The 23,507-nt window shown below is 61.6% G+C and carries 22 protein-coding genes; 2 read left to right on the top strand and 20 right to left on the bottom strand.

Features of this window, described 5'->3' with window-relative positions; genetic code table 11:
- Positions 1-240: 240 nt before the first annotated feature.
- The 13 genes from KI237_RS09455 to KI237_RS09395 all read right to left on the bottom strand — a co-directional run bounded on the left by KI237_RS09455 (position 241) and on the right by KI237_RS09395 (position 10,396).
- Complete coding sequence (locus KI237_RS09455) at positions 241-1,035, bottom strand: TatD family hydrolase (protein WP_212799590.1); 795 nt, start codon at positions 1,033-1,035, stop codon at positions 241-243.
- A gap of 11 nt (positions 1,036-1,046) precedes the next feature.
- Positions 1,047-1,403, bottom strand: coding sequence for a PilZ domain-containing protein (locus KI237_RS09450; protein WP_024618378.1), 357 nt, complete (start codon positions 1,401-1,403; stop codon positions 1,047-1,049).
- A gap of 42 nt (positions 1,404-1,445) precedes the next feature.
- Positions 1,446-2,432, bottom strand: a complete 987-nt coding sequence (locus KI237_RS09445; RefSeq protein WP_212799589.1) for a DNA polymerase III subunit delta' — start codon at positions 2,430-2,432, stop codon at positions 1,446-1,448.
- Positions 2,425-3,057 (bottom strand): dTMP kinase, encoded by a 633-nt coding sequence (gene tmk, locus KI237_RS09440; RefSeq protein ID WP_212799588.1) that lies wholly within the window; start codon positions 3,055-3,057, stop codon positions 2,425-2,427. The genes KI237_RS09445 and tmk overlap by 8 nt, the downstream gene beginning before the upstream one ends.
- Positions 3,058-3,076: 19 nt before the next feature.
- Positions 3,077-4,237: an endolytic transglycosylase MltG gene (gene mltG, locus KI237_RS09435; RefSeq protein WP_212799587.1), complete on the bottom strand. Its 1,161-nt coding sequence runs from the start codon at positions 4,235-4,237 to the stop codon at positions 3,077-3,079.
- 3 nt (positions 4,238-4,240) lie between these two features.
- A complete protein-coding gene (gene pabC / locus KI237_RS09430; protein WP_212799586.1) occupies positions 4,241-5,056 on the bottom strand; it encodes an aminodeoxychorismate lyase in 816 nt (271 codons plus the stop codon).
- A complete protein-coding gene (gene fabF / locus KI237_RS09425; protein WP_212799585.1) occupies positions 5,056-6,300 on the bottom strand; it encodes a beta-ketoacyl-ACP synthase II in 1,245 nt (414 codons plus the stop codon). Before fabF ends, pabC begins: the two co-directional genes overlap by 1 nt.
- Positions 6,301-6,408: 108 nt before the next feature.
- Positions 6,409-6,645, bottom strand: coding sequence for an acyl carrier protein (gene acpP, locus KI237_RS09420; RefSeq protein ID WP_003442511.1), 237 nt, complete (start codon positions 6,643-6,645; stop codon positions 6,409-6,411).
- A gap of 191 nt (positions 6,646-6,836) precedes the next feature.
- Positions 6,837-7,580, bottom strand: a complete 744-nt coding sequence (fabG, locus tag KI237_RS09415; RefSeq protein WP_186707194.1) for a 3-oxoacyl-ACP reductase FabG — start codon at positions 7,578-7,580, stop codon at positions 6,837-6,839.
- Between the two features lie 15 nt (positions 7,581-7,595).
- Positions 7,596-8,534, bottom strand: coding sequence for an ACP S-malonyltransferase (gene fabD, locus KI237_RS09410; protein WP_212799584.1), 939 nt, complete (start codon positions 8,532-8,534; stop codon positions 7,596-7,598).
- 123 nt (positions 8,535-8,657) lie between these two features.
- The gene (plsX, locus tag KI237_RS09405) at positions 8,658-9,668 is read right to left on the bottom strand and encodes a phosphate acyltransferase PlsX (protein WP_212799583.1); all 1,011 of its coding nucleotides are present in this window, start codon (positions 9,666-9,668) and stop codon (positions 8,658-8,660) included.
- 4 nt (positions 9,669-9,672) lie between these two features.
- On the bottom strand, positions 9,673-9,855 hold the full coding sequence (rpmF, locus tag KI237_RS09400) for a 50S ribosomal protein L32 (RefSeq protein WP_003179396.1): 183 nt from the start codon (positions 9,853-9,855) through the stop codon (positions 9,673-9,675).
- A gap of 13 nt (positions 9,856-9,868) precedes the next feature.
- Positions 9,869-10,396: a YceD family protein gene (locus KI237_RS09395; protein WP_212799582.1), complete on the bottom strand. Its 528-nt coding sequence runs from the start codon at positions 10,394-10,396 to the stop codon at positions 9,869-9,871.
- Positions 10,397-10,501: 105 nt separating this feature from the next.
- Between KI237_RS09395 and KI237_RS09390 the strand changes: the two genes are divergently transcribed.
- Positions 10,502-11,080, top strand: coding sequence for a Maf family protein (locus KI237_RS09390; RefSeq protein WP_212799581.1), 579 nt, complete (start codon positions 10,502-10,504; stop codon positions 11,078-11,080).
- Between the two features lie 162 nt (positions 11,081-11,242).
- Here the strand turns inward: KI237_RS09390 and KI237_RS09385 are convergent, their stop codons facing one another.
- Genes KI237_RS09385 through rluC form a run of 3 tightly spaced genes read right to left on the bottom strand, consistent with a single transcriptional unit; the run spans position 11,243 to position 13,861 of the window.
- On the bottom strand, positions 11,243-12,232 hold the full coding sequence (locus KI237_RS09385; RefSeq protein ID WP_212799580.1) for a S49 family peptidase: 990 nt from the start codon (positions 12,230-12,232) through the stop codon (positions 11,243-11,245).
- Positions 12,233-12,252: 20 nt separating this feature from the next.
- Positions 12,253-12,915, bottom strand: a complete 663-nt coding sequence (locus KI237_RS09380) for an HAD-IA family hydrolase (protein WP_212799579.1) — start codon at positions 12,913-12,915, stop codon at positions 12,253-12,255.
- Positions 12,905-13,861, bottom strand: a complete 957-nt coding sequence (rluC, locus tag KI237_RS09375; protein ID WP_212799578.1) for a 23S rRNA pseudouridine(955/2504/2580) synthase RluC — start codon at positions 13,859-13,861, stop codon at positions 12,905-12,907. Before rluC ends, KI237_RS09380 begins: the two co-directional genes overlap by 11 nt.
- A gap of 699 nt (positions 13,862-14,560) precedes the next feature.
- On the opposite strand from rluC, the gene rne reads away from it, so the two are divergent.
- A complete protein-coding gene (rne, locus tag KI237_RS09370; protein WP_212799577.1) occupies positions 14,561-17,758 on the top strand; it encodes a ribonuclease E in 3,198 nt (1,065 codons plus the stop codon).
- A gap of 1,296 nt (positions 17,759-19,054) precedes the next feature.
- Here rne and KI237_RS09365 read toward each other — a convergent pair.
- The 4 genes from KI237_RS09365 to KI237_RS09350 are packed head-to-tail and all read right to left on the bottom strand — an operon-like array spanning position 19,055 to position 23,419.
- Positions 19,055-19,645 (bottom strand): nucleotidyltransferase family protein, encoded by a 591-nt coding sequence (locus KI237_RS09365; RefSeq protein WP_212799576.1) that lies wholly within the window; start codon positions 19,643-19,645, stop codon positions 19,055-19,057.
- Positions 19,646-19,665: 20 nt separating this feature from the next.
- Positions 19,666-20,637 carry an XdhC family protein gene (locus KI237_RS09360; protein ID WP_212799575.1) on the bottom strand — a complete coding sequence of 324 codons (972 nt, stop codon included), beginning with the start codon at positions 20,635-20,637 and terminating at the stop codon, positions 19,666-19,668.
- The gene (locus KI237_RS09355; protein WP_212799574.1) at positions 20,637-22,952 is read right to left on the bottom strand and encodes a xanthine dehydrogenase family protein molybdopterin-binding subunit; all 2,316 of its coding nucleotides are present in this window, start codon (positions 22,950-22,952) and stop codon (positions 20,637-20,639) included. The genes KI237_RS09360 and KI237_RS09355 overlap by 1 nt, the downstream gene beginning before the upstream one ends.
- On the bottom strand, positions 22,949-23,419 hold the full coding sequence (locus KI237_RS09350) for a (2Fe-2S)-binding protein (protein WP_212799573.1): 471 nt from the start codon (positions 23,417-23,419) through the stop codon (positions 22,949-22,951). The genes KI237_RS09355 and KI237_RS09350 overlap by 4 nt, the downstream gene beginning before the upstream one ends.
- Between the last annotated feature and the right edge of the window lie 88 nt (positions 23,420-23,507).

The raw sequence follows: 23,507 nt of genomic DNA, 5'->3' as shown, positions 1-23,507 counted from the left end.
TCTGCGAGCTTTGGCGGCAGTGAGAACTTATCCGAAGCGAGCGTATTCCAAATTTGTTTAAAAACCGCACCGGCCAGACTGGACGGGTTGGCATACTGATCAATACTTGAACTGTCAGCGCGACATCTCCCCCAAGTGACGCGCTGATAAAGGTACCAACGGACCGCGTGCCTTTGTTTTACTCCTAATGGTCTTAACCCGGATTCACCCCCCAGAACCCGGGTTTTTTTTGCATGGAATTCAGGTTCGCACCGAACGAACGTGAGCCAGCGGAAACAATTGCTTAAAATTTTCCGTCGTCTGCTCGGCAAACCGCTCGTAGGACTCACCACGCAGCATCGCCAGAAACTCTGCCACTTCCCGTACGTATTGCGGAAGGTTTGGCTTGCCACGATAGGGAATGGGCGCCAGGTAAGGCGAATCGGTCTCCACCAACAGTCGATCAGCCGGTACTTTGCTGGCAACGTCGCGCAATGCATCGGCATTACGGAACGTGACAATCCCGGACAAGGAAATGTAGTAACCCATGTCCAGGGCGGCCTTGGCCATGTCCCAGTCTTCGGTGAAGCAATGCAGCACCCCGGCCTGGGGCAGCGCGGCGTCACGCAGCAAGGCCAGGGTGTCGGCCCTGGCGCCACGGGTGTGGATGATCACCGGCTTGCCGGTTTGCCGGGCGGCCTCCAGGTGCAGGCGGAACGACGCCTGCTGCACGTCGGCGGCTTCCGGTTCGTAGTGATAGTCCAGGCCGGTTTCGCCGATGGCGACTACCCGCGGATGGTCCAGCTCACGCAACAGCCAATCGAGCGCTGGCGCGGCGCCGGGCTGGACATCCAGCGGGTGGACACCGACCGAGCAATCGACATCGGCATAACGTTCGGCCAGGGCCTTGACGTCGGCGGCGTTGTCGACGCTGACGCCGATGCACAGGAAATGACCGACCCCCCGCTCACGGGCCGCGTCCAGCGCAGCATCCAGGGAGCCGCCATGGGCAGCGAGGTCGAGACGGTCAAGGTGACAATGGGAATCTACAAGCATAAAAAGCCGGACTACATCGTATGGGTGGGACGGTCGGACTTCAGGGAGCCGGCCAAGTGGGTTTCGATCTGATTGCGAGCGGAATTGTCGCCGTCGCTGAATTGCACACCGACGCCGGCGGCCCGGTTGCCCTGGGCGCCTTTGGGCGTCATCCAGATTACCTTGCCGGCAACCGGGATCTTTTCCGACTCATCCATCAGGCTCAAGAGCATGAACACTTCATCGCCCAAGCGATAACTCTTGTTGGTCGGAATGAACAGGCCGCCGTTCTTGATGAAGGGCATGTAGGCGGCGTAGAGCACCGACTTGTCCTTGATGGTCAGGGACAGGATGCCGTTGCGTGGCCCGGGACTGACAGGTTCGTTCATGCTGATCTCCGCTGCGATTGAGCTGAGTCTAGGCGCTAGCTGTCAGTTTCGACCAGGCAAACTCGCCCATTGCACCAACAGCGCCTCGAGCAACAGCACCCGATTGAGGTTCGCTTTGCCCAGCACCTTCTGACGTTGGGCAAGAATCCAGTCCTGAATGTTCAAGATTTTATCCTGGCTGCTTTTTTGCGCCAGGTACTGGATCACCTTGCGCATGTCCGCCAAGCCCAGGCCGGCCTCGTCCTCGGTCAGTTGGTAACGCAGGATCAGGCTTGACCAGTCGCAGAACCAGTCAAACAGCAAGAGCAACGGGATCGCATTCCAGCCCTCGGCCAGTTGCGTGGGGGACTGTTGCTGCTTGAGCAGTTTCTTGACCCCGTCCACCACCAAGGCCCGCTGTTCACGCACGCCTTGGGCCTGAAGGCTGACAGCCGCCAGGGGCGAGCCGGCCGCCAGGGTCAGCAACTCGACACGCTCTTCGTCGCTGCTGTCGGGCAAGGCTTGGGCCAGCCACTGCAAGCTCATCGCCTCGCTCGGCAACGGACAGGCCTGTTGCACACAGCGACTCTTGATGGTCGGCAGCAAGCGACTCGGCTGGTGGCTGACCAGCAACAGCACGGTGTCGCCGGAAGGTTCTTCAAGACTTTTGAGCAAGGCGTTGGCGGCGTTGATGTTCATCGACTCGACGGGTTCGATCAGCACCACCTTGCGCCCGCCCATCTGTGAGGTCTGGACCACGAAGCTGACCAGGTCCCGGACCTGGTCGACCTTGATCGCCTTGTCCGCCTCTTCCGGCTCCAACACGTAATTGTCGGGATGGCTGCCAGCCTTGAGCAGCAGGCAGGACTTGCATTCACCGCAGGCGTTCGAGACACCCGGACGCAGGCACAGCAGGCTGGCCATCAGGCGCTCGGCCAGCGCTCGCTTGCCGATTCCGGCCGGGCCATGCAACAGATAGGCATGGGCATGCTGGGAACGACCGGCCAGTTGCTGCCAGAGGCCGTCTTGCCACGGATAGGCTTCAGCCACGGACACGCTCCAGCAAACGCGGTAGCAAGCCGTCCAGGGACTGTTGGACCTGGGCCAGCGGTTGCGCGGCATCGATCAACAGGTAACGCGCCGGATCGGCCTTGGCGCGACTCAGGAAGGCATTGCGCACCGCGTTGAAAAAAGCCTGGCCCTCGAGTTCGAAACGATCCAGCCGGCCACGGGCGCTGGCGCGAGCCAGGCCGATTTCCACCGGCAAATCGAACACCAGGGTCAGGTCTGGCCGCAGGTCACCCTGGACGAAGGCTTCCAACGCGGCGATGCGCTCCACGGACAAACCGCGACCGCCGCCCTGGTAGGCATAGGTCGAATCGGTAAAACGATCGCAGAGCACCACGGCGCCACGGGCCAACGCCGGACGAATCACCTCGGCCAGATGCTGCGCCCTGGCCGCGAACACCAACAACAGCTCGGTGTCGGGGTTCATGATTTCTTCAAGGGGCGTCAGCAGCACCTCGCGAATTCGCTCGGCCAGCGGCGTACCGCCCGGCTCACGGGTCAACACCACCTCGATGCCCGCGGCCCGCAGGCGTTCGGCCAGGTATTCGCGGTTAGTGCTCTTGCCGGCGCCTTCCGGACCTTCCAGCGTTATAAACAAGCCAGTCACAGGCGATCCTTAATCAAAGTCATTGCGGGCTCGGCGGCTCGCTGGCATCCGGTTCGGGAGCAGGCACTTGGGGCGGCACCTGGGGTACAGCTTCGGGCGCCGTGTCGGGTGATGCCGCGGGAATGGGTGCCTGTTCGTCCGGTGTTGCCGGGGCCGGACTGGAGCGGTAGTCGGCACGGCGCTTGAGCTGGAATTCGCGCACCGCGGCGTTATGCGACTCCAGGTCATCGGAGAACACATGGCTGCCATCACCGCGCGCGACGAAGTAAAGGCTATTGCCCGACGCCGGGTTCAATGCCGCATGAATCGCCTCGCGTCCCACCATTGCGATCGGCGTTGGCGGCAGGCCCGAATTCAAATAGGTGTTGTACGGATTGTCTTCTTTGAGATGGGCACGGGTGAGCTTGCCAGTGTAGCGCTCGCCCAGGCCGTAGATCACCGTAGGGTCGGTTTGCAGCAGCATGCCCAGGTGCATGCGCCGCACAAAGACGCCGGCAATCTGCCCGCGTTCCTGGGGCACGCCGGTTTCCTTCTCCACCAGGGAGGCCATGATCAGCGCCTGGTACGGCTGGGTATAAGGCACATCGGCGGCACGCTGTGCCCACTCCTTGGCAAGCACGTCTTCCAAGCGGTCGTAGGCTTTTTTCAGCAGGTCGATATCCGAGGTGCCACGCACGAAGCGATAGGTGTCCGGAAAGAACCGACCTTCGGGAAATACTCCGGAGTGACCCAGACGGTCCATGACCTGGCTATCACTCAGGTCGGTGAGGGTCTGTTGGAGTTTTTCATCCTTGGCCAGCGCGGCACGCACCTGACGGAAATTCCAGCCCTCCACCAGCGTCACGCTGTACTGCACCACTTCGCCGCGTTTCCAGACGGCGATCAGGCCTTCCATGGTCATGCCCGGCACCATCCGATATTCACCGGAATGCAGTGGCTGGTCGGCGAGATTGAAGCGCCAATAGATCCGCAGCCAGAAAGCGTCCTTGATCAAGCCATCGGCTTCGAGGCGCTTGAGGGTTCCGGTCGGAGTGGTCCCGTTGGGCACGTCCAGCAATTCTTCCTGGGTGATGTTCAGCGGCTGTTGCAGCGCCGAATGGATCTTCCAGGCCGAAGCACCCAACAACAGCCCTGCCAGAACCAGTCCGGTCTCCAGCAGCAGCAAGAATTTACGTCTCACGAATCAAACATCCAATAGCGCACGGGCAAGGGTCTGCAGTTTACGGGTGAGCGGGCCAACCGACCAGCGCGCCGAACCGCATCCGAGTACCGGCCACACGCCATAAACGCTGTTGCAGACGAAGACTTCATCAGCCTGGTGCAGCTCTTCGAGACTGATATCCGTGATTTGCGTGGCGATGCCGTGGGACTTGGCTTGAAACAATAATTCTGCGCGCATCACGCCGGCCACCCCGCAACGGCTCAGGTCCGCGGTGAACAACACGCCATCGCGCACCAGGAACAGGTTGCTGAACACACCTTCGATCACCCGCCCGGACGTATCCAGCATCAAGCCTTCGGCGTACTGCCCGTCACTCCACTCGGCACGAGCCAGCACCTGTTCCAGGCGATTGAGATGCTTGAGGCCGGCGAGCAAAGGCTGCTCGGACAACCGCACGCTGCAGGGAAACAGAAGAACGCCTTGTTCGGCATGGGCGAGGGAATAAGCCGCTGGTGGGCTCCCTTGCAAGATACGGCGGGCCGGGGTCGAGGGATCTGCGGCATAACCGCGCAGACTGTCGCCACGGGTCACGATCAGCTTCAGCACGCCGACGCCCAGGCTCCGGGCATAAGTATTGAGCTCGGTGCTCAACGCGCTCATGTCGACGTTGAGCGCCAACCGCCGGCAACCGGTTTCCAGGCGTTGCAGGTGACGCTCCAGCAACACCGGCCTGCCATCGTGCACGGCAAGGGTCTCGAACAACCCATCGCCGTAAGCCAGGCCGCGATCTTTCAGCGACAGGACGTCGGCCGGCTGACCGTCGACCCAGCTTTTCATCAACCGGCGAACCGGCGGAACACCAGAGAACCGTTGGTCCCGCCAAAGCCGAAGGAATTGGACAGCACCACATCAATGTCCATGCTGCGGGCAGTGTGCGGCACGAAGTCCAGGTCGCAACCTTCGTCCGGCTCATCGAGGTTGATGGTCGGTGGCGCTGTCTGGCTGTTGATCGCCAGGACGCTGAAGATCGCTTCCACCGCCCCTGCCGCACCCAGCAGGTGACCGGTCATGGACTTGGTCGAGCTGACCGCCAGCTTGTACGCGTGCTCGCCGAACACGGTTTTGATGGCCTGGGCTTCGGCCAGATCGCCGGCCGGGGTCGAAGTGCCATGGGCGTTGATGTACTGCACCTGCTCGCCGTTGAGTTTCGCATCACGCAAGGCGTTGGCGATGCAACGGGCAGCACCGGCGCCATCGGCCGGTGGCGACGTCATGTGGTACGCATCGCCACTGGTGCCAAAGCCGATCAGCTCGGCATAGATGGTCGCGCCGCGCGCCTTGGCGTGCTCCAGTTCCTCAAGCACCAGCGCACCGGCACCATCGGACAGCACGAAGCCATCGCGGCCCTTGTCCCATGGCCGGCTCGCGCGGGCGGGCTCGTCGTTGCGGGTCGACAGCGCACGGGAAGCGCCAAAGCCACCCATGCCCAGGCCGCAAGCCGCCATCTCAGCGCCACCGGCAATCATCACGTCGGCTTCGTCGTACATGATGTTGCGCGCGGCCATGCCGATGCAGTGGGTACCGGTGGTGCACGCCGTAGCAATGGCGTAGTTGGGTCCCTGGGCACCCAGGTGGATGGACAGGAAACCGGAAATCATGTTGATGATCGAGCCCGGCACGAAGAACGGAGAAATCCGTCGCGGCCCCGATTCGTGCAGCGTGCGGCTGGTTTCTTCGATATTGGTCAAGCCGCCAATACCCGAACCCATGGCCACGCCGATGCGTTCACGGTTGGCGTCGGTGACTTCCAGCCCTGAGTTACGCACAGCCTGGAAACCGGCTGCCAGGCCGTATTGAATGAACAGGTCAAGCTTGCGAGCTTCCTTGACCGACAGGTATTCCTCGACATTGAAGCCCTTTACCGAGCCGCCAAAACGGGTGGAATAGGCAGAAAGGTCGGTGTGTTCGATCAGACCAATGCCACTGCGGCCAGCCAGAATGCCCTGCCAACTGCTCGGCACATCCGTGCCCAGTGGCGACAACATACCCATACCGGTGACTACGACGCGTCTACGCGACACAGCACTCTCCTTTTTCTAATGACGACTTTGCATCAGGCCTAAAGAAAAAACCGCACGCCGTGATGGCAGTGCGGTTTTTCCATGACAGCTAGCGACGACTAAAGACGATTACGCCTGATGGTTGGTAACGTAGTCGATAGCAGCTTGTACAGTAGTGATCTTCTCAGCTTCTTCGTCAGGGATTTCGGTCTCGAATTCCTCTTCCAGAGCCATCACCAGCTCAACAGTGTCAAGGGAGTCGGCACCCAGGTCTTCAACGAAGGAAGCGGTGTTCACAACTTCTTCTTCTTTAACGCCCAGTTGCTCGGCAACGATTTTCTTGACGCGCTCTTCGATGGTGCTCATACCTTGTTTTCACTCCTAATGGACAAATTCAGGCAGCTGGCCGGGGGGTAAGTGTATAGAAGAACTTTTCGGTTTTTCAACCGAAAGCTTCACTCCTCAAACCCTGCGGCCCGCCGTCTATAAATTGATTGCAGCTTTATAACGGATTTTAGACAGCTCGTATGACATTTTTTTGAAGCAATCCGTCACATTTAACTCATGTACATCCCGCCGTTTACCGGGATTGTAGCCCCGGTCACGTATGCCGCACCGTCCGACGCAAGAAAAGCGACCACGGACGCGATTTCTTGAGCTTGCCCCAGACGACCCAGCGGAATCTGGGTCAACAAGGCTTCACGCTGTGCTTCTGGCAGTTCGCGGGTCATGTCGGTGTCGATGAAACCCGGTGCAACCGAGTTTACCGTAATCGAGCGCGAACCCACTTCACGCGCCAGCGCACGGCTGAAACCTTCCAGACCGGCCTTCGCCGCAGCATAGTTTACTTGGCCTGCGTTGCCCATGGCACCCACAACCGAACCGATACTGATAATTCGACCCCAGCGAGCCTTGGTCATGCCACGCAAAACGCCCTTGGACAGCCGGTACAGACTGTTCAGGTTGGTGTCGACGACGTCGAACCATTCGTCATCTTTCATGCGCATCATCAGGTTATCGCGGGTGATACCGGCATTATTGACCAGGATCGCCGGCGCACCGAACTGCGCCTGAATGCTTGCCAGCACCGCCGCAACGGATTCGTCGCTGGTGACGTTCAGCTCAAGGCCGGTGCCTTGAATGTCGTTTTCCTTCAGGGTTGCAGCGATACGCTCGGCACCCGAAGCGGAAGTCGCGGTGCCGATAACGATGGCGCCTTGACGGCCCAGTTCCAGGGCGATGGCCTGGCCGATGCCACGGCTTGCACCGGTCACCAGTGCAACTTTACCTTGCAGACTCATGCAAGCTTCTCCTGTTCAGGCCTGCGCTGCACGGGCGGCAACGAAGGCGTCTGGGGTGTTGAGGTTGGAAGTCGATACGCCTTCGGCGCAGCGTTTGTTCAGGCCTGCCAGCACTTTGCCTGGGCCGCATTCGACCAGCTCGGTCGCGCCCTTGGCCGCCAGGGCCTGCACCGATTCGACCCAGCGAACCGGCTTGTAGAGTTGCTCCAGCAGATCACGCTTGAGGGTCTCGAGATCCGGCGCCACGTTGGCGCTGACGTTCTGCACCACGGGAATCTGCGGGGCCTGCCAGTCGATGGCGGCGATGGATTCGGCAAAGCGCTCGGCAGCCGGACGCATCAGCTCGCAGTGCGACGGCACGCTGACCGGCAGCGGCATGGCGCGCTTGGCACCACGAGCCTTGCAGCCCTCGATGGCGCGCTCGACAGCAGCCTTGGCACCGGCGATGACCACTTGGCCCGGGGAGTTGAAGTTCACCGCACTGACCACATCGCCTTGCGCCGCTTCGGCACAGGCGGCCAGCACATCGGCGTCTTCCAGGCCGAGGATCGCGGCCATGCCGCCCTGCCCGGCCGGAACCGCTTCCTGCATCAACTGGCCACGACGCTCCACCAGTTTCACCGCGTCGCCCAGGCTCAGGCTGCCAGCGGCTACGAGGGCGCTGTATTCGCCCAGACTATGGCCGGCGACGAATGCCGGGCGCGCGCCGCCTTCAGCCAGCCACAGGCGCCACAGGGCGATCGAGGCAGTCAGGATGGCGGGTTGGGTTTTATCCGTTTGATTGAGGCGCTCTTCCGGCCCTTGCTGGGTCAGTGCCCAGAGGTCATAGCCGAGCGCATCGGAAGCTTCTTTGAATGTTTCGAGGATCAGCGGGTATTGCGCGCCCAGCTCGGCCAGCATGCCGAGGGACTGCGAGCCCTGTCCTGGAAAGACGAATGCGAGGGAAGCAGACATGAAAACAAAGCCCCTAATGATCTTGTCGTCAAAAATTGACGCCCCTGGGGGCGCTAGGAAACTGAGAGTTGGATGGCGGGTTGAACCGACCAGTCACATTTAAGCATTGTCGGACGAAAACGCCTAAGTTAACAAATCCTCGAGGCGACCGCGCAAGCGCTCCGGCAGGTTTTCCTGGACCTCGATCACTGCCCGGTTGATCGCACTCTGAAAACCCTGCACGCCCGCCGAACCGTGGCTCTTGATCACAATTCCCTGCAGCCCGAGAAAACTCGCACCGTTGTGCCGCGCCGGCGCCAGGTCGGCCTGCAACCGACGCATCAACGGCAGCGCCAGGGCACCCACTACCCGCGAGGCGAAGCTCTGCTTGAACAAGGCCTCGATGCGCTGGCCGATCATGGTCGCCAGGCCTTCGCTGGACTTGAGCAAGATATTGCCGACGAAGCCATCGCACACCACCACATCGGCCTCGCCACGGTACAAGCCATCGCCTTCGACGAAGCCGATGTAGTTGATGCCGCGCGCGCCCTGCAGCAGCGTGGCCGCCAGCTTGACCTGCTGGTTGCCCTTGATGTCTTCGGTGCCGATGTTCAGCAATGCCACACGAGGGCGCACGATACCCAGGGTTTGCGCCGCGACCGAGCCCATCACCGCAAATTGCAGCAAATGCTCGGCACTGCAATCGACGTTGGCCCCCAGATCGAGCAATTGACAAAACCCACGCTGAGTCGGGATCGCCGCCACCATCGCGGGTCGGTCGATACCCGGCAAGGTCTTGAGCACGTAGCGTGACAGCGCCATCAGCGCACCGGTATTGCCCGCACTGACGCATGCCTGGACCTTGCCATCGCGCAGCAGCTCAAGGGCTACCCGCATCGAGGCGTCAGGCTTGCTGCGCAGGGCCTGGGCGGGCTTTTCGTCCATGGTGATGATTTCGGACGCTGGGGCAATCGTCAGGCGCGCGCGATCGACAGCCGATTGGCCGCTGAGCATGTCTTCCAGGAGGGAGGGTTGACCGACGAGGGTCAGGTGCAGCGAGGGTGTAGCATTCAGACAAGCAAGGCTGGCCTGAACAATGCTGCGGGGACCGAAGTCCCCGCCCATTGCGTCAATCGCGATGACTTGAGCGGACAAGTGATTACTCGTCGGCGCCCTTGTCGATCACTTTACGACCACGGTATACGCCTTCTGGCGATACGTGGTGACGCAGGTGAACTTCACCCGTGGTTTTTTCTACGGACAGGGTGCTAGCCTCGAGAGCGTCGTGCGAACGACGCATGTCACGGGCAGAGCGGGATTTTTTGTTCTGCTGAACAGCCATAATTGATTAACTCCTAAACGTTTGGGTCACGCTTTAACTGCGCCAATACACTGAACGGGTTGGACCGCGTTACCTCGTCCTCGCTCGGTTCGGGCTCATGTGCTCCCGCCGGCTGCTGGCATTCTTCCGGATGATGAGCAGGCACAATGGGCAAGGCGAGCAGAAGCTCCTCCTCGATCAGTGACTGCAGATCCAATGGATCTTCGCCCAGTTCCAGCACGTCATAACCTTTCGGCAACGACTGGGTATTCGCACCCTCCTTCACCACGGCGTAACTGCATTCGCTGTGGATCGGCAGGGTGACCAGCTCAAGACAACGCTGGCAAACCATTTTGACTTCGGTGTCGATAAAGCTGTGGATAACCACAGATTTACGTTCATCTCGTTCAAAAACGAATTTGGCCTGGACCGTACCGACATCGTCGGAAAGCGGGTCGCAGAGTCTCTTCAAATCGGCCAGCAGCAGTTCACCTTGAAGGGTGGTGCCACGGTCAGCCAATTTGCGCGGGTCAACGTGAGGTGGAATCGGGTCATTCAACATAGGCGCAGCATTATAGGGATGCCCCCGGCCATGTCAAAGGAAATTCAGCCCTGTCCGTCACTTGCGCGCCCCGCTAGAATTCGCCCCTGCCTCCTGGAGCCGCCCATGCTGCCTTTATTACTTGCCTCAAGCTCGGTCTATCGCCGGGAATTGCTTGCCCGCCTGGGCCTGCCGTTCGTCTGCAGCTCACCCGACATCGACGAAAGCCATCGCCCCGGCGAGCCCGCCGCAGAACTGGTCAAGCGCCTGGCCCGGGAAAAAGCCCTGGCACTGGCCGACAGCCACCCGGCGCACCTGATCATCGGTTCAGACCAGGTCGCCGTGCTCGGCGAACGCATCCTGGGCAAGCCTCACACCTTCGAGAACGCTCGCGAACAACTGCTGGCCGCCAGCGGCGCCAAGGTCACGTTCCTGACCGGCCTGGCACTGCTCAACAGCCAGACCGGCGCCTGCCAGGTCGACTGCATTGCGTTTGCCGTCACCCTGCGCACCTTGGACCCAGAGCGCGTCGAACGCTACCTACGGGCCGAGCAACCTTACGACTGCGCCGGCAGCTTCAAGGCCGAAGGACTTGGCGTGAGCCTGTTCCAGGGCACCGAAGGGCCGGACGCCACCAGCTTGATCGGCCTGCCGTTGATTCGCCTTGTGGATATGTTGCTGGCCGAGGGCGTGCAGGTTCCCTGATCGACCATACAACGTGCAGCAAGAGGATTCTTTTGTGGGAGCAAGGCTTGCCCGCGATACAGGCGCCGCGACGATACAGGCCAGCCGAGCTATCGTTCATCGCGAGCAAGCTTTGCTCCCACAGCAATCTCCTCACCACAGAAGATCGCGGGAAACGAGGCGCTAGCGCAACGCTGGCCCCTGGAAACCCATCCACATCGCCAGATGCTCGGCGATGCTTGCCCCCAGCTTTTTCGAGAAGCGATCAAACGGCGACTCTTCAATCGTGAAGTCCACCAGGTCCTTCTGACCGATCACATCCCGCGCCACCGAACTGGCACTGCCCAAGCCGTCGATCAGGCCCAGCGGCAATGCCTGCTCCCCCGACCAGACCAGCCCGGAGAACAGCTCCGGATGCTCCTTGTCCTTCAGGCGCTCGCCCCGGCCCTTCTTGACGCTGGCAATGAATTGCCTGTGGGTAGTGTCGAGCACGCCCTGCCAAAAAGCAGTTTCTTCAGGCTTTTGCGGCTGGAACGGATCAAGGAAGGATTTATGCTCGCCGGAGGTATACACCCGACGCTCCACGCCCAGCTTCTCCATGGTCCCGACAAAGCCATAACCGGCCGCTGTCACACCAATGGAGCCCACCAGGCTGGCCTTGTCGGCATAGATCTGGTCCGCCGCACTGGCAATGTAATAGGCACCGGAAGCACCGAGATCGGAAATGACCGCATACACCTTGGTATCCGGATGCAATGCGCGCAACCGCACGATCTCGTCGTAAACGTACCCCGATTGCACCGGGCTACCACCGGGACTGTTGATGCGCAGCACCACGCCCTTGACCTTCGAGTCCTCGAAGGCGGCCCGCAGGCTACCGACAATGTTGTCGGCGCTGGCAGGTTCTTTGTCGGCGATCATGCCCTCGATATTGATCAAGGCGGTGTACGCCGAACCGGCGACAGCGCTTTTCTCCATATTCATCAGCGGCGTGAACAGCGCCAGCGCACCAAAGAGATAAATAAAGGTCAGCAACTTGAAGAAGATGCCCCAGCGACGGGAGCGACGCTGCTCCTGCACACTGGCGAGCAGGGTTTTCTCCAACAGCTTCCAGCTTTTGTCATCAGCGCCCTCGGCGCTCGCCTTGACAGGTGCTTTCCATTCATCGGTCATGCGTGAATCCCCAGCAAAACTTAGAGAGCCCGCTGGCTCAGCCAGGCGTGCAGCTCAGGAAAATGATCAATGGCCAGTCGCGGCTCGAATGCCCGTAGCGCCTCGATCGTTTGAGCGCCGTAGCTGACCGCCACCGACCCCATGCCGGCGTTGCGCGCCATCTGCAGGTCGAATGACGAATCCCCCACCATCAGCGCCTGCTCCGGCCGCACGTTGCAGTGCGTCAGGATCTGCTCGAGCATCAACGGATGCGGCTTGCTGGCGGTTTCGTCCGCGGCACGGGTGATATCAAAATAATCCTCCCAACCATGAGCCTTGAGCACTCGATCCAGTCCGCGACGAGCCTTGCCGGTCGCGACAGCCAGGTGATAGCCCTCGGTCCGCAGGGCCTCCAGCGTACCCGCCACGCCATCGAACAACGGTGAAGGCTCGGCGTCCAGTGCGATGTAGTGATCGGCGTAATGCTGGCGAAAAACCACCAACTCACTGTCGTCAATTTCCGGATACAAACTGCGAATGGCTTCCGGCAATCCGAGACCGATGATGCCTTTCACCGCCAAGTCGTCGCACCGGGCAAACGCCATGCGGTCCGAGGCGACATGCATCGCCTCCACGATCCGACCGATGGAGTTGGCCAGAGTGCCGTCCCAATCGAAGATCAGCAGCTTGTAGTCAGGATGCACTCAACCGCTCCACGGTCTTGGCCCACATGTCATCCACCGGGGCCTGCAATTTCAGCTCGCCACCATCGGGCAGCGGTACGGTCAGCATGTAAGCATGGAGAAACAGGCGCTTGCCGCCCAGATCGCGGATTTCCTTGGTGAAATCGTCATCGCCGTATTTGCTGTCACCGGCAATGCAATGCCCAGCATGCAGGGTATGGACACGGATCTGGTGAGTACGCCCGGTCACCGGCTTGGCCTCGACCAGGGTGGCGAAATCATCGAAACGGCGCAGCACCTTGAACACCGTCAGCGCTTCCTTGCCCTCCTCGTTGACTTCGACCATGCGCTCGCCAGAGCGCAGGTTACTCTTGAGCAACGGCGCCCGGACTTGCTTGATGGAGGTTTCCCAGCGGCCACGCACCAGCGCCATGTAGCGTTTGTCGATGCCGTCACCGCGCAATTGCTCATGCAGGTGGCGCAACATGCTGCGTTTCTTGGCGATCATCAGCAGGCCGGAGGTGTCGCGGTCGAGACGATGAACCAGCTCCAGTTCCTTGGTGTCCGGACGCAACTGACGAAAGGCTTCGATCACACCGAAATTCAGGCCGCTGCCGCCGTGAACCGCAATGCCCGCGGGCTTGTTGATCACGATCAGGGCCTTGTCTTCATAGATAATCGAGGCCTCAAGGCGCTGCAGCAGCCCCTGGGCCAGGGGCACCGGCTCATCGCGTTCAGGCACGCGAACCGGTGGCACGCGCACGACATCGCCGGCCTGGAGCTTGTACTCGGGCTTGATCCGACCTTTGTTCACCCGCACTTCGCCTTTGCGCAAAATGCGGTAGATCAAGGTCTTGGGCACGCCTTTGAGCCGGGCCAGCAGGAAATTATCGATTCGTTGGCCGGCATATTCCGGCGAGACCTCGAGCAGTTGAACGCCAGGGGTCGAAGGGGCAGTAGTTGTCATGGCGGCGATCATAACAATTTTTTATGGAATTGAAGCACTTAATCATTGCTGCTATAGTCGCGAACGCCGCCAAAAGTGGCTGGACAGTGGACCAGCGGTCAAAAACCGGCCCTGACCAACGCAATTCACGAGGACGAGAGGCCGTCCTACGGGGCTTTCGCTACGTAACGGTAGAGTTTTCAGGTGTAACGAGCGCAGGTGACATGAGGCCTGAAATACGCCGCAAAGCAGAGTTTTGACTCGCCTTGCGCGCCACATTCACGGCCAGTTCACAAAGTGCAGTCAGCTGCGAACGACCCCGAGCGAGAGCTTCGGAAACAACGCCTAAATGAGCCATGATGCGTGACCTCCCCTTCCGGAGCTCACGGTAAATGCCAACCCGCTGCGGATTCTGCGCGCGGCAGCACCCGAATTATCAGGGATACGTGTAGGGTGGAGATGTACAACCGTCGGACTGTGTAGCACTAGGCTTATATTTAGACGCTTCATCTCGTCCACAGACGCCGGTTGATTCCTCCTCCTGACTGAGTGCTTGAGTACCAGCAAGCAGGACGCGTCCGTCGCGACTTCGCCATCATTGGGCCGAACTCGCTGGACACTGGAGTGGCCCCGCCATCTCCAGGACGCACCTGACACCGACCGTGAGAAGTCGTGTGTGCCGAACGCCGTTTCCGGCAGCCCGGAAACCGACGGTACTACATGAAAAGAATGCTGATTAACGCAACTCAACCCGAAGAGTTGCGTGTTGCACTGGTAGACGGCCAGCGCCTCTACGACCTGGATATCGAATCCGGTGCACGCGAGCAGAAGAAGGCCAACATCTATAAAGGCCGGATTACTCGCATCGAACCAAGCCTTGAGGCTGCCTTTGTCGATTTCGGCTCCGAGCGCCACGGCTTCCTGCCCCTCAAAGAAATCTCCCGCGAATATTTCAAGAAGGCCCCTGAAGGCCGCGTCAATATCAAGGACGTCCTGAGCGAAGGCCAGGAAGTCATCGTTCAGGTCGAAAAAGAAGAACGTGGCAACAAGGGCGCCGCCCTGACCACCTTCATCAGCCTGGCCGGCCGTTACCTGGTCCTGATGCCGAACAACCCTCGCGCCGGTGGCATCTCCCGCCGCATCGAAGGCGAAGAGCGTAACGAACTGCGTGAAGCCCTGAACGGCCTGGTTGCCCCGGCTGACATGGGCCTGATCGTTCGCACTGCTGGCCTTGGCCGCAGCAGCGAAGAAATGCAGTGGGACCTCGACTACCTGCTGCAACTGTGGACCGCCATCAAAGAAGCCTCGCTGGATCGCTCCGCGCCGTTCCTGATCTACCAGGAAAGCAACGTGATCATCCGCGCCATCCGCGATTACCTGCGCCAGGACATCGGCGAAGTGCTGATCGACAGCGTCGAAGCCCAGGATGAAGCCCTGACCTTCATTCGCCAGGTGATGCCGCAGTACGCCAGCAAGATCAAGCTCTACGAAGACAGCGTTCCGCTGTTCAACCGTTTCCAGATCGAAAGCCAGATCGAGACCGCCTTCCAGCGTGTCGTCGAACTGCCGTCCGGCGGCTCCATCGTCATCGACCCGACCGAAGCCCTGGTGTCCATCGACATCAACTCGGCCCGCGCCACCAAAGGCAGCGACATCGAAGAAACCGCCCTGCAGACCAACCTTGAAGCCGCCGAAGAAATTGCCCGTCAGTTGCGCCTGCGCGACATCGGCGGCCTGATCGTCATCGACTTCATCGACATGACCCCGGCCAAGAACCAGCGCGCCGTGGAAGAAAAGGTCCGTGAATGCCTGGAAGCCGACCGCGCTCGCGTACAGGTCGGCCGCATCTCGCGCTTCGGCCTGCTGGAAATGTCCCGTCAGCGCCTGCGTCCGTCCCTGGGCGAAAGCAGCGGCATCGTTTGCCCGCGTTGCAACGGCACCGGCATCATCCGTGACGTCGAGTCGCTGTCCCTGGCGATCCTGCGCCTGATCGAAGAAGAAGCCCTGAAAGACCGCACCGCCGAAGTTCGCGCCCAGGTGCCGATCCCGGTGGCCGCGTTCCTGCTCAACGAAAAACGCAACTCGATCACCAAGATCGAACTGCGCACCCGCGCTCGTATCGTCATCCTGCCGAACGATCACCTCGAGACGCCGCACTTCGAAGTGCAGCGCCTGCGCGATGACAGCCCGGAAGCCCACACCAACCAGTCCAGCTACGAAATCGCCGCAGCCGCTGCCGAAGTGGAAGAAGTCCAGCCGGCCGCCGCCACTCGCACCCTGGTTCGCCAGGAAGCAGCGGTCAAGACCGCTCCGGCCCGCGCCAACGCTCCGGTTCCGACCGAAGTGGCCGCTCCGGTTGCCGCCCCGGCCGCCGCACCAGAACCTAGCCTGTTCAAAGGCCTGGTGAAGTCGCTGGTCAGCCTGTTCGCCACCAAGGAAGAACCTGCTGCCCCAGCCGTCGTCGCCAAGCCCGCCGCGACCGAGCGTCCTGCCCGCAACGAGGAACGCCGTAACGGTCGCCAGCAGACCCGCAACCGCAACGGTCGTCGTGACGAAGAACGCAAACCTCGCGAAGAGCGTGCACCGCGTGAAGAACGTGCGCCACGCGAGCCGCGTGAAGAGCGTCAGCCGCGCGAAGCCCGTGAGGAAGCGCCAGCCGTAGCCCGCGAAGAGCGTGCACCGCGTCCGCCGCGTGAAGAACGCCAGCCGCGCGCACCGCGTGAAGATCGCAAGCCACGTGGCGAGCGTGAAGAGCGTGTTCGCGAACTGCGCGAGCCACTGGATGCCGCCCCGGCCGTTGCAGCCGCCACCGCTGAAGAGCGTCCGGCCCGCCAGCCTCGTGAAGAACGCGCACCACGCCCTCCACGTGAAGAGCGTCAGCCACGTGCCGAGCAGGCAGCCGCCGCCGCCAGCGAAGAAGAAGAGCTGAACACCGAAGAGCAGTTGCAGGAAGACGGCCAGGACACCGCCGAAGGCGATCGTCCACGTCGCCGCTCCCGTGGCCAGCGTCGTCGCAGCAACCGTCGTGAGCGTCAGCGCGACGCTAACGGCAACGTGATCGAAGGCTCGGAAGAGTCCGAGTCCACCGAGAACACTGAAGCGCCAAGCGCTGCCGACCTGGCTGCCGGCCTGGCCGTGACCGCGGCCGTTGCCAGCAGCGCAATCAGCGCCCCGGCCGAAGCCCAGGCTCACGAACAAGCCGAACGCGCTACCGCTGCGGTGGAAAGCGCGCCAGTTGCCGAAGCTCCGGTGGTAGAAGCCACTACCCCGGTAGAAGCCACTGCTTCGCCAGAAGTGGAAGTCGCCCCGGCCCATGAAGCCCAGGTTGCTGAAACTGAAGTGGTCGCCGAGCCTGCACCGGTCGTCGAGCAGCCAGTGGTAGCCGCTGAGCCGGCCTTCGAAACACCGGCCGAGGAAAAGGCACCAGAGCCTGCCCGCGAGGAGCAGACTGCGTTCAACTGGACCGCCGAGCCAGCGGCACCGGCACCTGTTGTCGAGCCAGAACCGACACCAGAGCCTGTGAAAGCAGTCGAGCCAGAAGTGGTCGAGCCTGCTCCAGTGGTCGAAGCACCCGTGGTTGTCGAAGCACCTGCCCCGGTTGAAGAGCCAGCACCTGCCAGCGCCCTGACCGCGAATGGCCGCGCGCCGAACGATCCGCGTGAAGTGCGTCGTCGCAAGCGTGAAGCCGAGCGTCTGCAGAAGGAAGCCGAACAAGCTGCCGCTGCCGCCGCTCAAGCGCCTGCTGCCGAGCCAGCTCCAGCCGTGGAAGAAGTCGCCGAGGCAGCCCCTGCTCCGGTCGCCGAGACCCCGACTGAATCGGCTCCGACATTCGACGAACCTCAGCACACCGCTGAAGAAGTCGTGCCGCGTCATACTGAAGCCCTGGAAAAAGAGCACGAGCCTAAACCTCACGCCTGATCCCACCGCCCAGTAAAAAGCCCCGCCTGGTCATGCCAGGCGGGGCTTTTTTATGCCTTCAAACTTATCCACTGTGGGTCTGGAACCATGAAGACTTATACCCACAGGGGGCCGGGCCAGACACAAGACTCATGCCCACCTGAAAATCCAATGTGAGAGCCGAGCTTGCTCGCGATGGCGTCGGATCAGCTTGCATCAATACTGAATGCCAGACCGCTTTCGCGAGCAAGCTCGCTCCCACAGGGGGGTGGGGCCAGGCACAAGACTTGTGCCCACAGAGGGTCTGGGACCAGACACAAGACTCATGCCCACCTGAAAATCCAATGTGAGAGCCGAGCTTGCTCGCGATGGCGTCGGATCAGCTTGCATCAATACTGAATGCCAGACCGCTATCGCGAGCAAGCTCGCTCCCACAGGGGGGTGGGGCCAGGCACAAGACTTGTGCCCACAGAGCGTCTGGGACCAGACACAAGACTCATGCCCACCTGAAAATCCAATGTGGGAGCCGAGCTTGCTCGCGATGGCGTCGGATCAGCTTGCATCAATACTGAATGCCAGACCGCTATCGCGAGCAAGCTCGCTCCCACAGGGGGGTGGGGCCAGGCACAAGACTTGTGCCCACAGAGGGTCTGGGACCAGACACAAGACTCATGCCCACCTGAAAATCCAATGTGGGAGCCGAGCTTGCTCGCGATGGCGTCGGGTCAGCTTGCATCAATACTGAATGCCAGACCGCTTTCGCGAGCAAGCTCGCTCCCACAGGGGGCTGGGGCCAGGCACAAGACTTGTGCCACAGAGGGTCTGGGACCAGACACAAGACTCATGCCCACCTGAAAATCCAATGTGGGAGCCGAGCTTGCTCGCGATGGCGTCGGATCAGCTTGCATCAATACTGAATGCCAGACCGCTATCGCGAGCAAGCTCGCTCCCACAGGGGGGTGGGGCCAGGCACAAGACTTGTGCCCACAGAGGGTCTGGGACCAGACACAAGACTCATGCCCACCTGAAAATCCAATGTGGGAGCCGAGCTTGCTCGCGATGGCGTCGGGTCAGCTTGCATCAAGGCTGAATGCCAGACCGCTATCGCGAGCAAGCTCGCTCCCACAGGGGGGTGGGGCCAGGCACAAGACTTGTGCCCACAGAGGGTCTGGGACCAGACACAAGACTCATGCCCACCTGAAAATCCAATGTGGGAGCCGAGCTTGCTCGCGATGGCGTCGGGTCAGCTTGCATCAAGGCTGAATGCCAGACCGCTATCGCGAGCAAGCTCGCTCCCACTGGATTCTGCGTCGCCTGTTATTTGAAGGCCAGTGCCTCTGGCACATCGACATCCCACGTCACGCCGGGGTCATCCACCGGCACTTCGACCACTTGCGCCCCGGCAAACAATGCCTTAGCCCCCCGTTCGCCGGTCAATGCCATCAGTTTCGGCCCAAACCCGCGGCCGAATCCCACCGGGTGCCCGTACTCACCTGCAAGCACCGGCACACTGATGCCGTCCGCGCGGATCCCCGCCACCACCTGTTCGATGCTCGACGGCAAGATGAAGGGCATGTCACCCAGGACCATCAGCCAGCCATCAAGCTCCGGACAGGCCCGGACACCGGCGGCAATGCTGTCGCCCAGGCCGGGGGAGTCCAGCTCCACGAAATCGCAACCATAGGCCTGGGCCATGCGAATGGCTTGCGGCCGCTCCTTGCTCGTCACCAGCAGGCGTTTTTCCAGGGAGGCAGGCAGGTTCACCAGAACCTGCTCGATCACCGACCGCACGGCACCGTCACGCCCGGTGCAGTCAGCCAGCAATTTATCCTTGTCCGGGCCTGCAATGCGGCGAAAACGGCTGCCCGATCCGGCCGCCAGAATGATCACGCCAATCGACTCGCTCATACGCCCTCCTCACCCACGGCTTACAGCGACTTTTTCTGCCGTAGTTCTACGCCATTCTTGATGGCCACGATTTCGGCCAGCAGCGACAAGGCGATTTCCGCCGGGGTGTGACTGCCGATGTGCAAGCCGATGGGTCCATGCAAGCGTTCAATGGCCTCTGCTGACAAGCCTAGCTGAGCCAGATTATCCCGGCGCTTCTGGCTGTTGACCCGCGAGCCCAGCGCGCCGACATAAAAAGCCTTGGAGTCCAGGGCCGTGAGCAACGCCATGTCGTCCAGGCGTGGGTCATGGGTCAAGGCCACAATGGCGGTGCGCTCGTCGGTCTGGATGCTCAACACCGCTTCATCGGGCATCCCCGAGACGAAGCGGCCGTGCTGCTCTTCCCAACCATAGACAAACTCCTTGCGCGGATCGCAAATCAGCACTTCGAAGTCCAGCAGTCGGGCCATTTGCGCCACGTAGCGCGACAGTTGCCCCGCGCCGATCAGCAGCAGCCGCCAACGTGGACCGTATATGGCCCGCAGGACCTGCCCATCGAATACCAGGACGTCGGTCTTGCTGGCCGGGGTCAGGATCACGTTGCCACTGGCGACTGCCAGCTCACGGGCGACGATTTCATGGGCCTCGCAGCGTTCCAGCAATTGCGCGACCCAGTGTGGGTCGCCCACCCGCTCTTCGGTCAGGCGCAGGGTGCCGCCACACGGCAGGCCGAAACGCGCCGCTTCTTCGCGGGTGACGCCATAGGTGATCAGTTGCACCGGCGGACCGTCCGCCGGAATGCGACCGTCGTGCAGCCGGGCGATCAGATCATCCTCGACACAACCGCCCGACACCGAACCAATCACCACGCCATCTTCGCGCAGGGCCAGCATCGCCCCCGGCGGCCTTGGCGCGGTGCCCCAGGTCTGGACCACAGTGAACAACACCACCCGCTGCCCGGCGCGGCGCCACTCAAGCACGCTGCGCAGGACATTCAGATCAACGCTGTCCATCAGGCCTTCGCCTGCTGCCAGCCTTGCAGCTGATAGCGCACGGGCAGGCTACGAATACGCTTGCCGGTGGCAGCGAAAATCGCGTTGCACAGCGCTGGCGCAATCGGCGGCACGCCCGGCTCGCCAACACCGCCCAACGGCACCTCACCCGGCGGCGTGACCAGATGCACCGCCACTTCCTTGGGCGCCAGGGACATGCGCGCCACTTCGTACATATGGAAATTGTCCTGCTGCACCTTGCCGTCCTTGAAGCTGATTTCGCCTACCATGGCATTGCCCAGGCCCATGACGCAGGCGCCTTCGAACTGTGAGCGGATGCGTTCAGGGTTGATCTGCGGACCGCAATCCACGGCGATGTCCGCCTTGTGCACGATCACCGTGCCATCGTCCTTGACCTCCACCTCGATCACCGCCGCCACGTAAGTGACGAAGCTGTAGTGCACCGCCAGCCCAAGGCCACGGCCCTTGGGCAGTTCCCGGCCCCAACCGGCGGCCTTCGCGGCGGTTTCCAGCACCGTGCGGATCCGCGCCGTATCTATCGGATAACGCTCGGGGGACTCGCCATAGTTCCATTCTTCGCTCAACGTACGTGGATCGATCTTACGGTCCGGCCCGAGCAGTTTGACCTGGTACTTCAGTGGATCCTGACCGGCCTTGTGGGCCAATTCGTCGATGAAACTCTGGATCGCAAATCCGTGGGGAATGTTCGACACCGAGCGATACCAGCCAACCCGGGTGTGGGCCACCGCTTCAGGATTTTCCAGGCGCAGGTTGGGAATGGCGTAGGCCATGTTGGTCACGCCCATGCCTATTTCGAACGGCGCCTCGTGGGTCATGCCCGGCGCAAACAGTGCGGTGATGCTCGGAGCCACGGTGCGATGCAGCCAGCCGGACGGCATACCGTCCTGATTCAGGCCGGCCTTGAGGTATTCGGCCGATACCGTGTGGAAATACGAGTGATGGATGTCGTCCTCGCGGGTCCATTGCACCCGTACTGCCTGACCGGGAAATTCTTTGGCCAGCACCGCTGCCTCGACGACAAAGTCGGGTTTGGACTTGCGTCCGAAACCGCCGCCCAGCAACGTGATGTTCACCGTGACCTTCTCAAAAGGGATGCCCAGGCGCTCAGCGACACGTTCGCGGGTCACCTGCGGTGCCTGGCTCGGTGCCCAGGCCTCGCATTGGCCGTCCTTGAACCGGGCAACGGCAACCATCGGCTCCATCGGTGATTGGGACAGGTGAGGCAAGTAATACGCTGCTTCCAGGGTCGAGTCGGCCTTGGCCAGCGCGTCGTCGAGGTCGCCACTGCTGCGCACGACTTTTCCGGGCTTGAGGGCCGCCGCTTCCAGCTCCTTGCGATAGGCAATGGAGTCATAACCGGCATTCGGGCCGTCGTCCCACTGGATTTTCAGCGCTTCGCGGCCCTTGATCGCCGCCCAGGTGTTCTTCGCCACCACCGCCACGCCGCCCAACGGCTGGAACTCCGAGGGTAGCGGGCGCCCTTCGATCTGCACCACCTTGAGCACGCCCGGTACTTTCAGCGCCGCGCTGCTGTCCACGCTCTTGACCTTGCCACCATAGACCGGCGGACGCGCGATGACGGCGTAGAGCATGCCGTCCAAATGCACATCGGCACCAAATACGGCACGACCGTTGACGATGTCCGCGCCATCGATGGCCCGGCTCGCGTCCTTGCCGATATAACGAAACTCCGATGGCTGCTTGAGACGCAAGCTTTCACGGGCCGGCACTGGCAAGGCACTGGCGGCGGCGGCCAATTCGCCATAACCCAGTTCACGCCCCGAAGGCTGATGCAGCACTTTGTGCAGTTGCGCATGGCACTCACCCACCGGCACCTTCCACTGTGCGGCAGCGGCCAGCTCCAGCATCGTCCGGGCGGCGGCACCGCAACGGCGCATCGGCTCGTACCAGTGACGCATGCTGCGCGAGCCATCGGTGTCCTGGTTGCCGAAACGCGCCTCATCGGCCGGCGCCTGCTGTACCTTGACGCGCGCCCAGTCCGCGTCCAGCTCATCAGCCACGACCATGCTCAGGCTGGTGCGCACACCCTGGCCCATTTCCGAACGGTTACAGATCACGGTCACACTGCCATCGGCGGCAATGCTGACGTACACCTTCGGGTCATCGACCGCGCCATGGGGCATGCCCTCGGCGCCGAATTTCTTCTCCTCGGCAAAGGCCTCCGGCAAGCCCCACGTGGCCGCCAGCACCAGCACACCGGTGGCGCTCGCGCCCTTGAGGAAACCACGGCGGCTGAGGTTGCTCAGCACGAAATCATCGGGCAAGCGGCTCATGCCTTGGCCTCCTTCAGGTGAGTGGAAGCCTGGCGGATCGCGGTCTTGATCCGGTTGTAGGTACCACAGCGGCAGATGTTGCCGACCATGGCTTCTTCGATCTGCTCATCGCTCGGGTTGGGATTGGTCTTGAGCAACGCGGTGGCGGACATGATCTGCCCACCCTGGCAGTAACCGCACTGGGCCACGGCGGTCTCCAGCCAAGCCTTCTGGACGATTTGCCCGACCGGGTCGGCGTGAAGCCCGTCGATGGTGCTGACGTCCTGCCCTTTCACCGAGCCGATGGGCGTGATGCAGCTGCGCGCCGGGGCGCCGTCGATGTGGATGGTGCAGGCGCCACACAGGCCCATGCCGCAACCGAATTTGGTGCCGTTGTAACCGGCCACATCCCGAATAGCCCACAGCAGCGGCATGTCCTCGGTCACATCCAGTTGATGGTCTTTTCCATTGAGTTTCAGGGTAATCATGGGCACGCCCGCACAGTTATCGAATGATGGGGTCGAGCAATCTGCCGCTAGGGTAACGGTTCGGTTGTCGCAGACTGGCTCAGGCTGA

Origin of the sequence: Pseudomonas sp. St316, from assembly GCF_018325905.1 — a bacterium.
In the GTDB taxonomy this organism is placed as follows: domain Bacteria; phylum Pseudomonadota; class Gammaproteobacteria; order Pseudomonadales; family Pseudomonadaceae; genus Aquipseudomonas.
The sequence above is the reverse complement of the archived record's forward strand: the minus strand, read 5'-3'. Positions and strand labels throughout refer to the sequence as shown.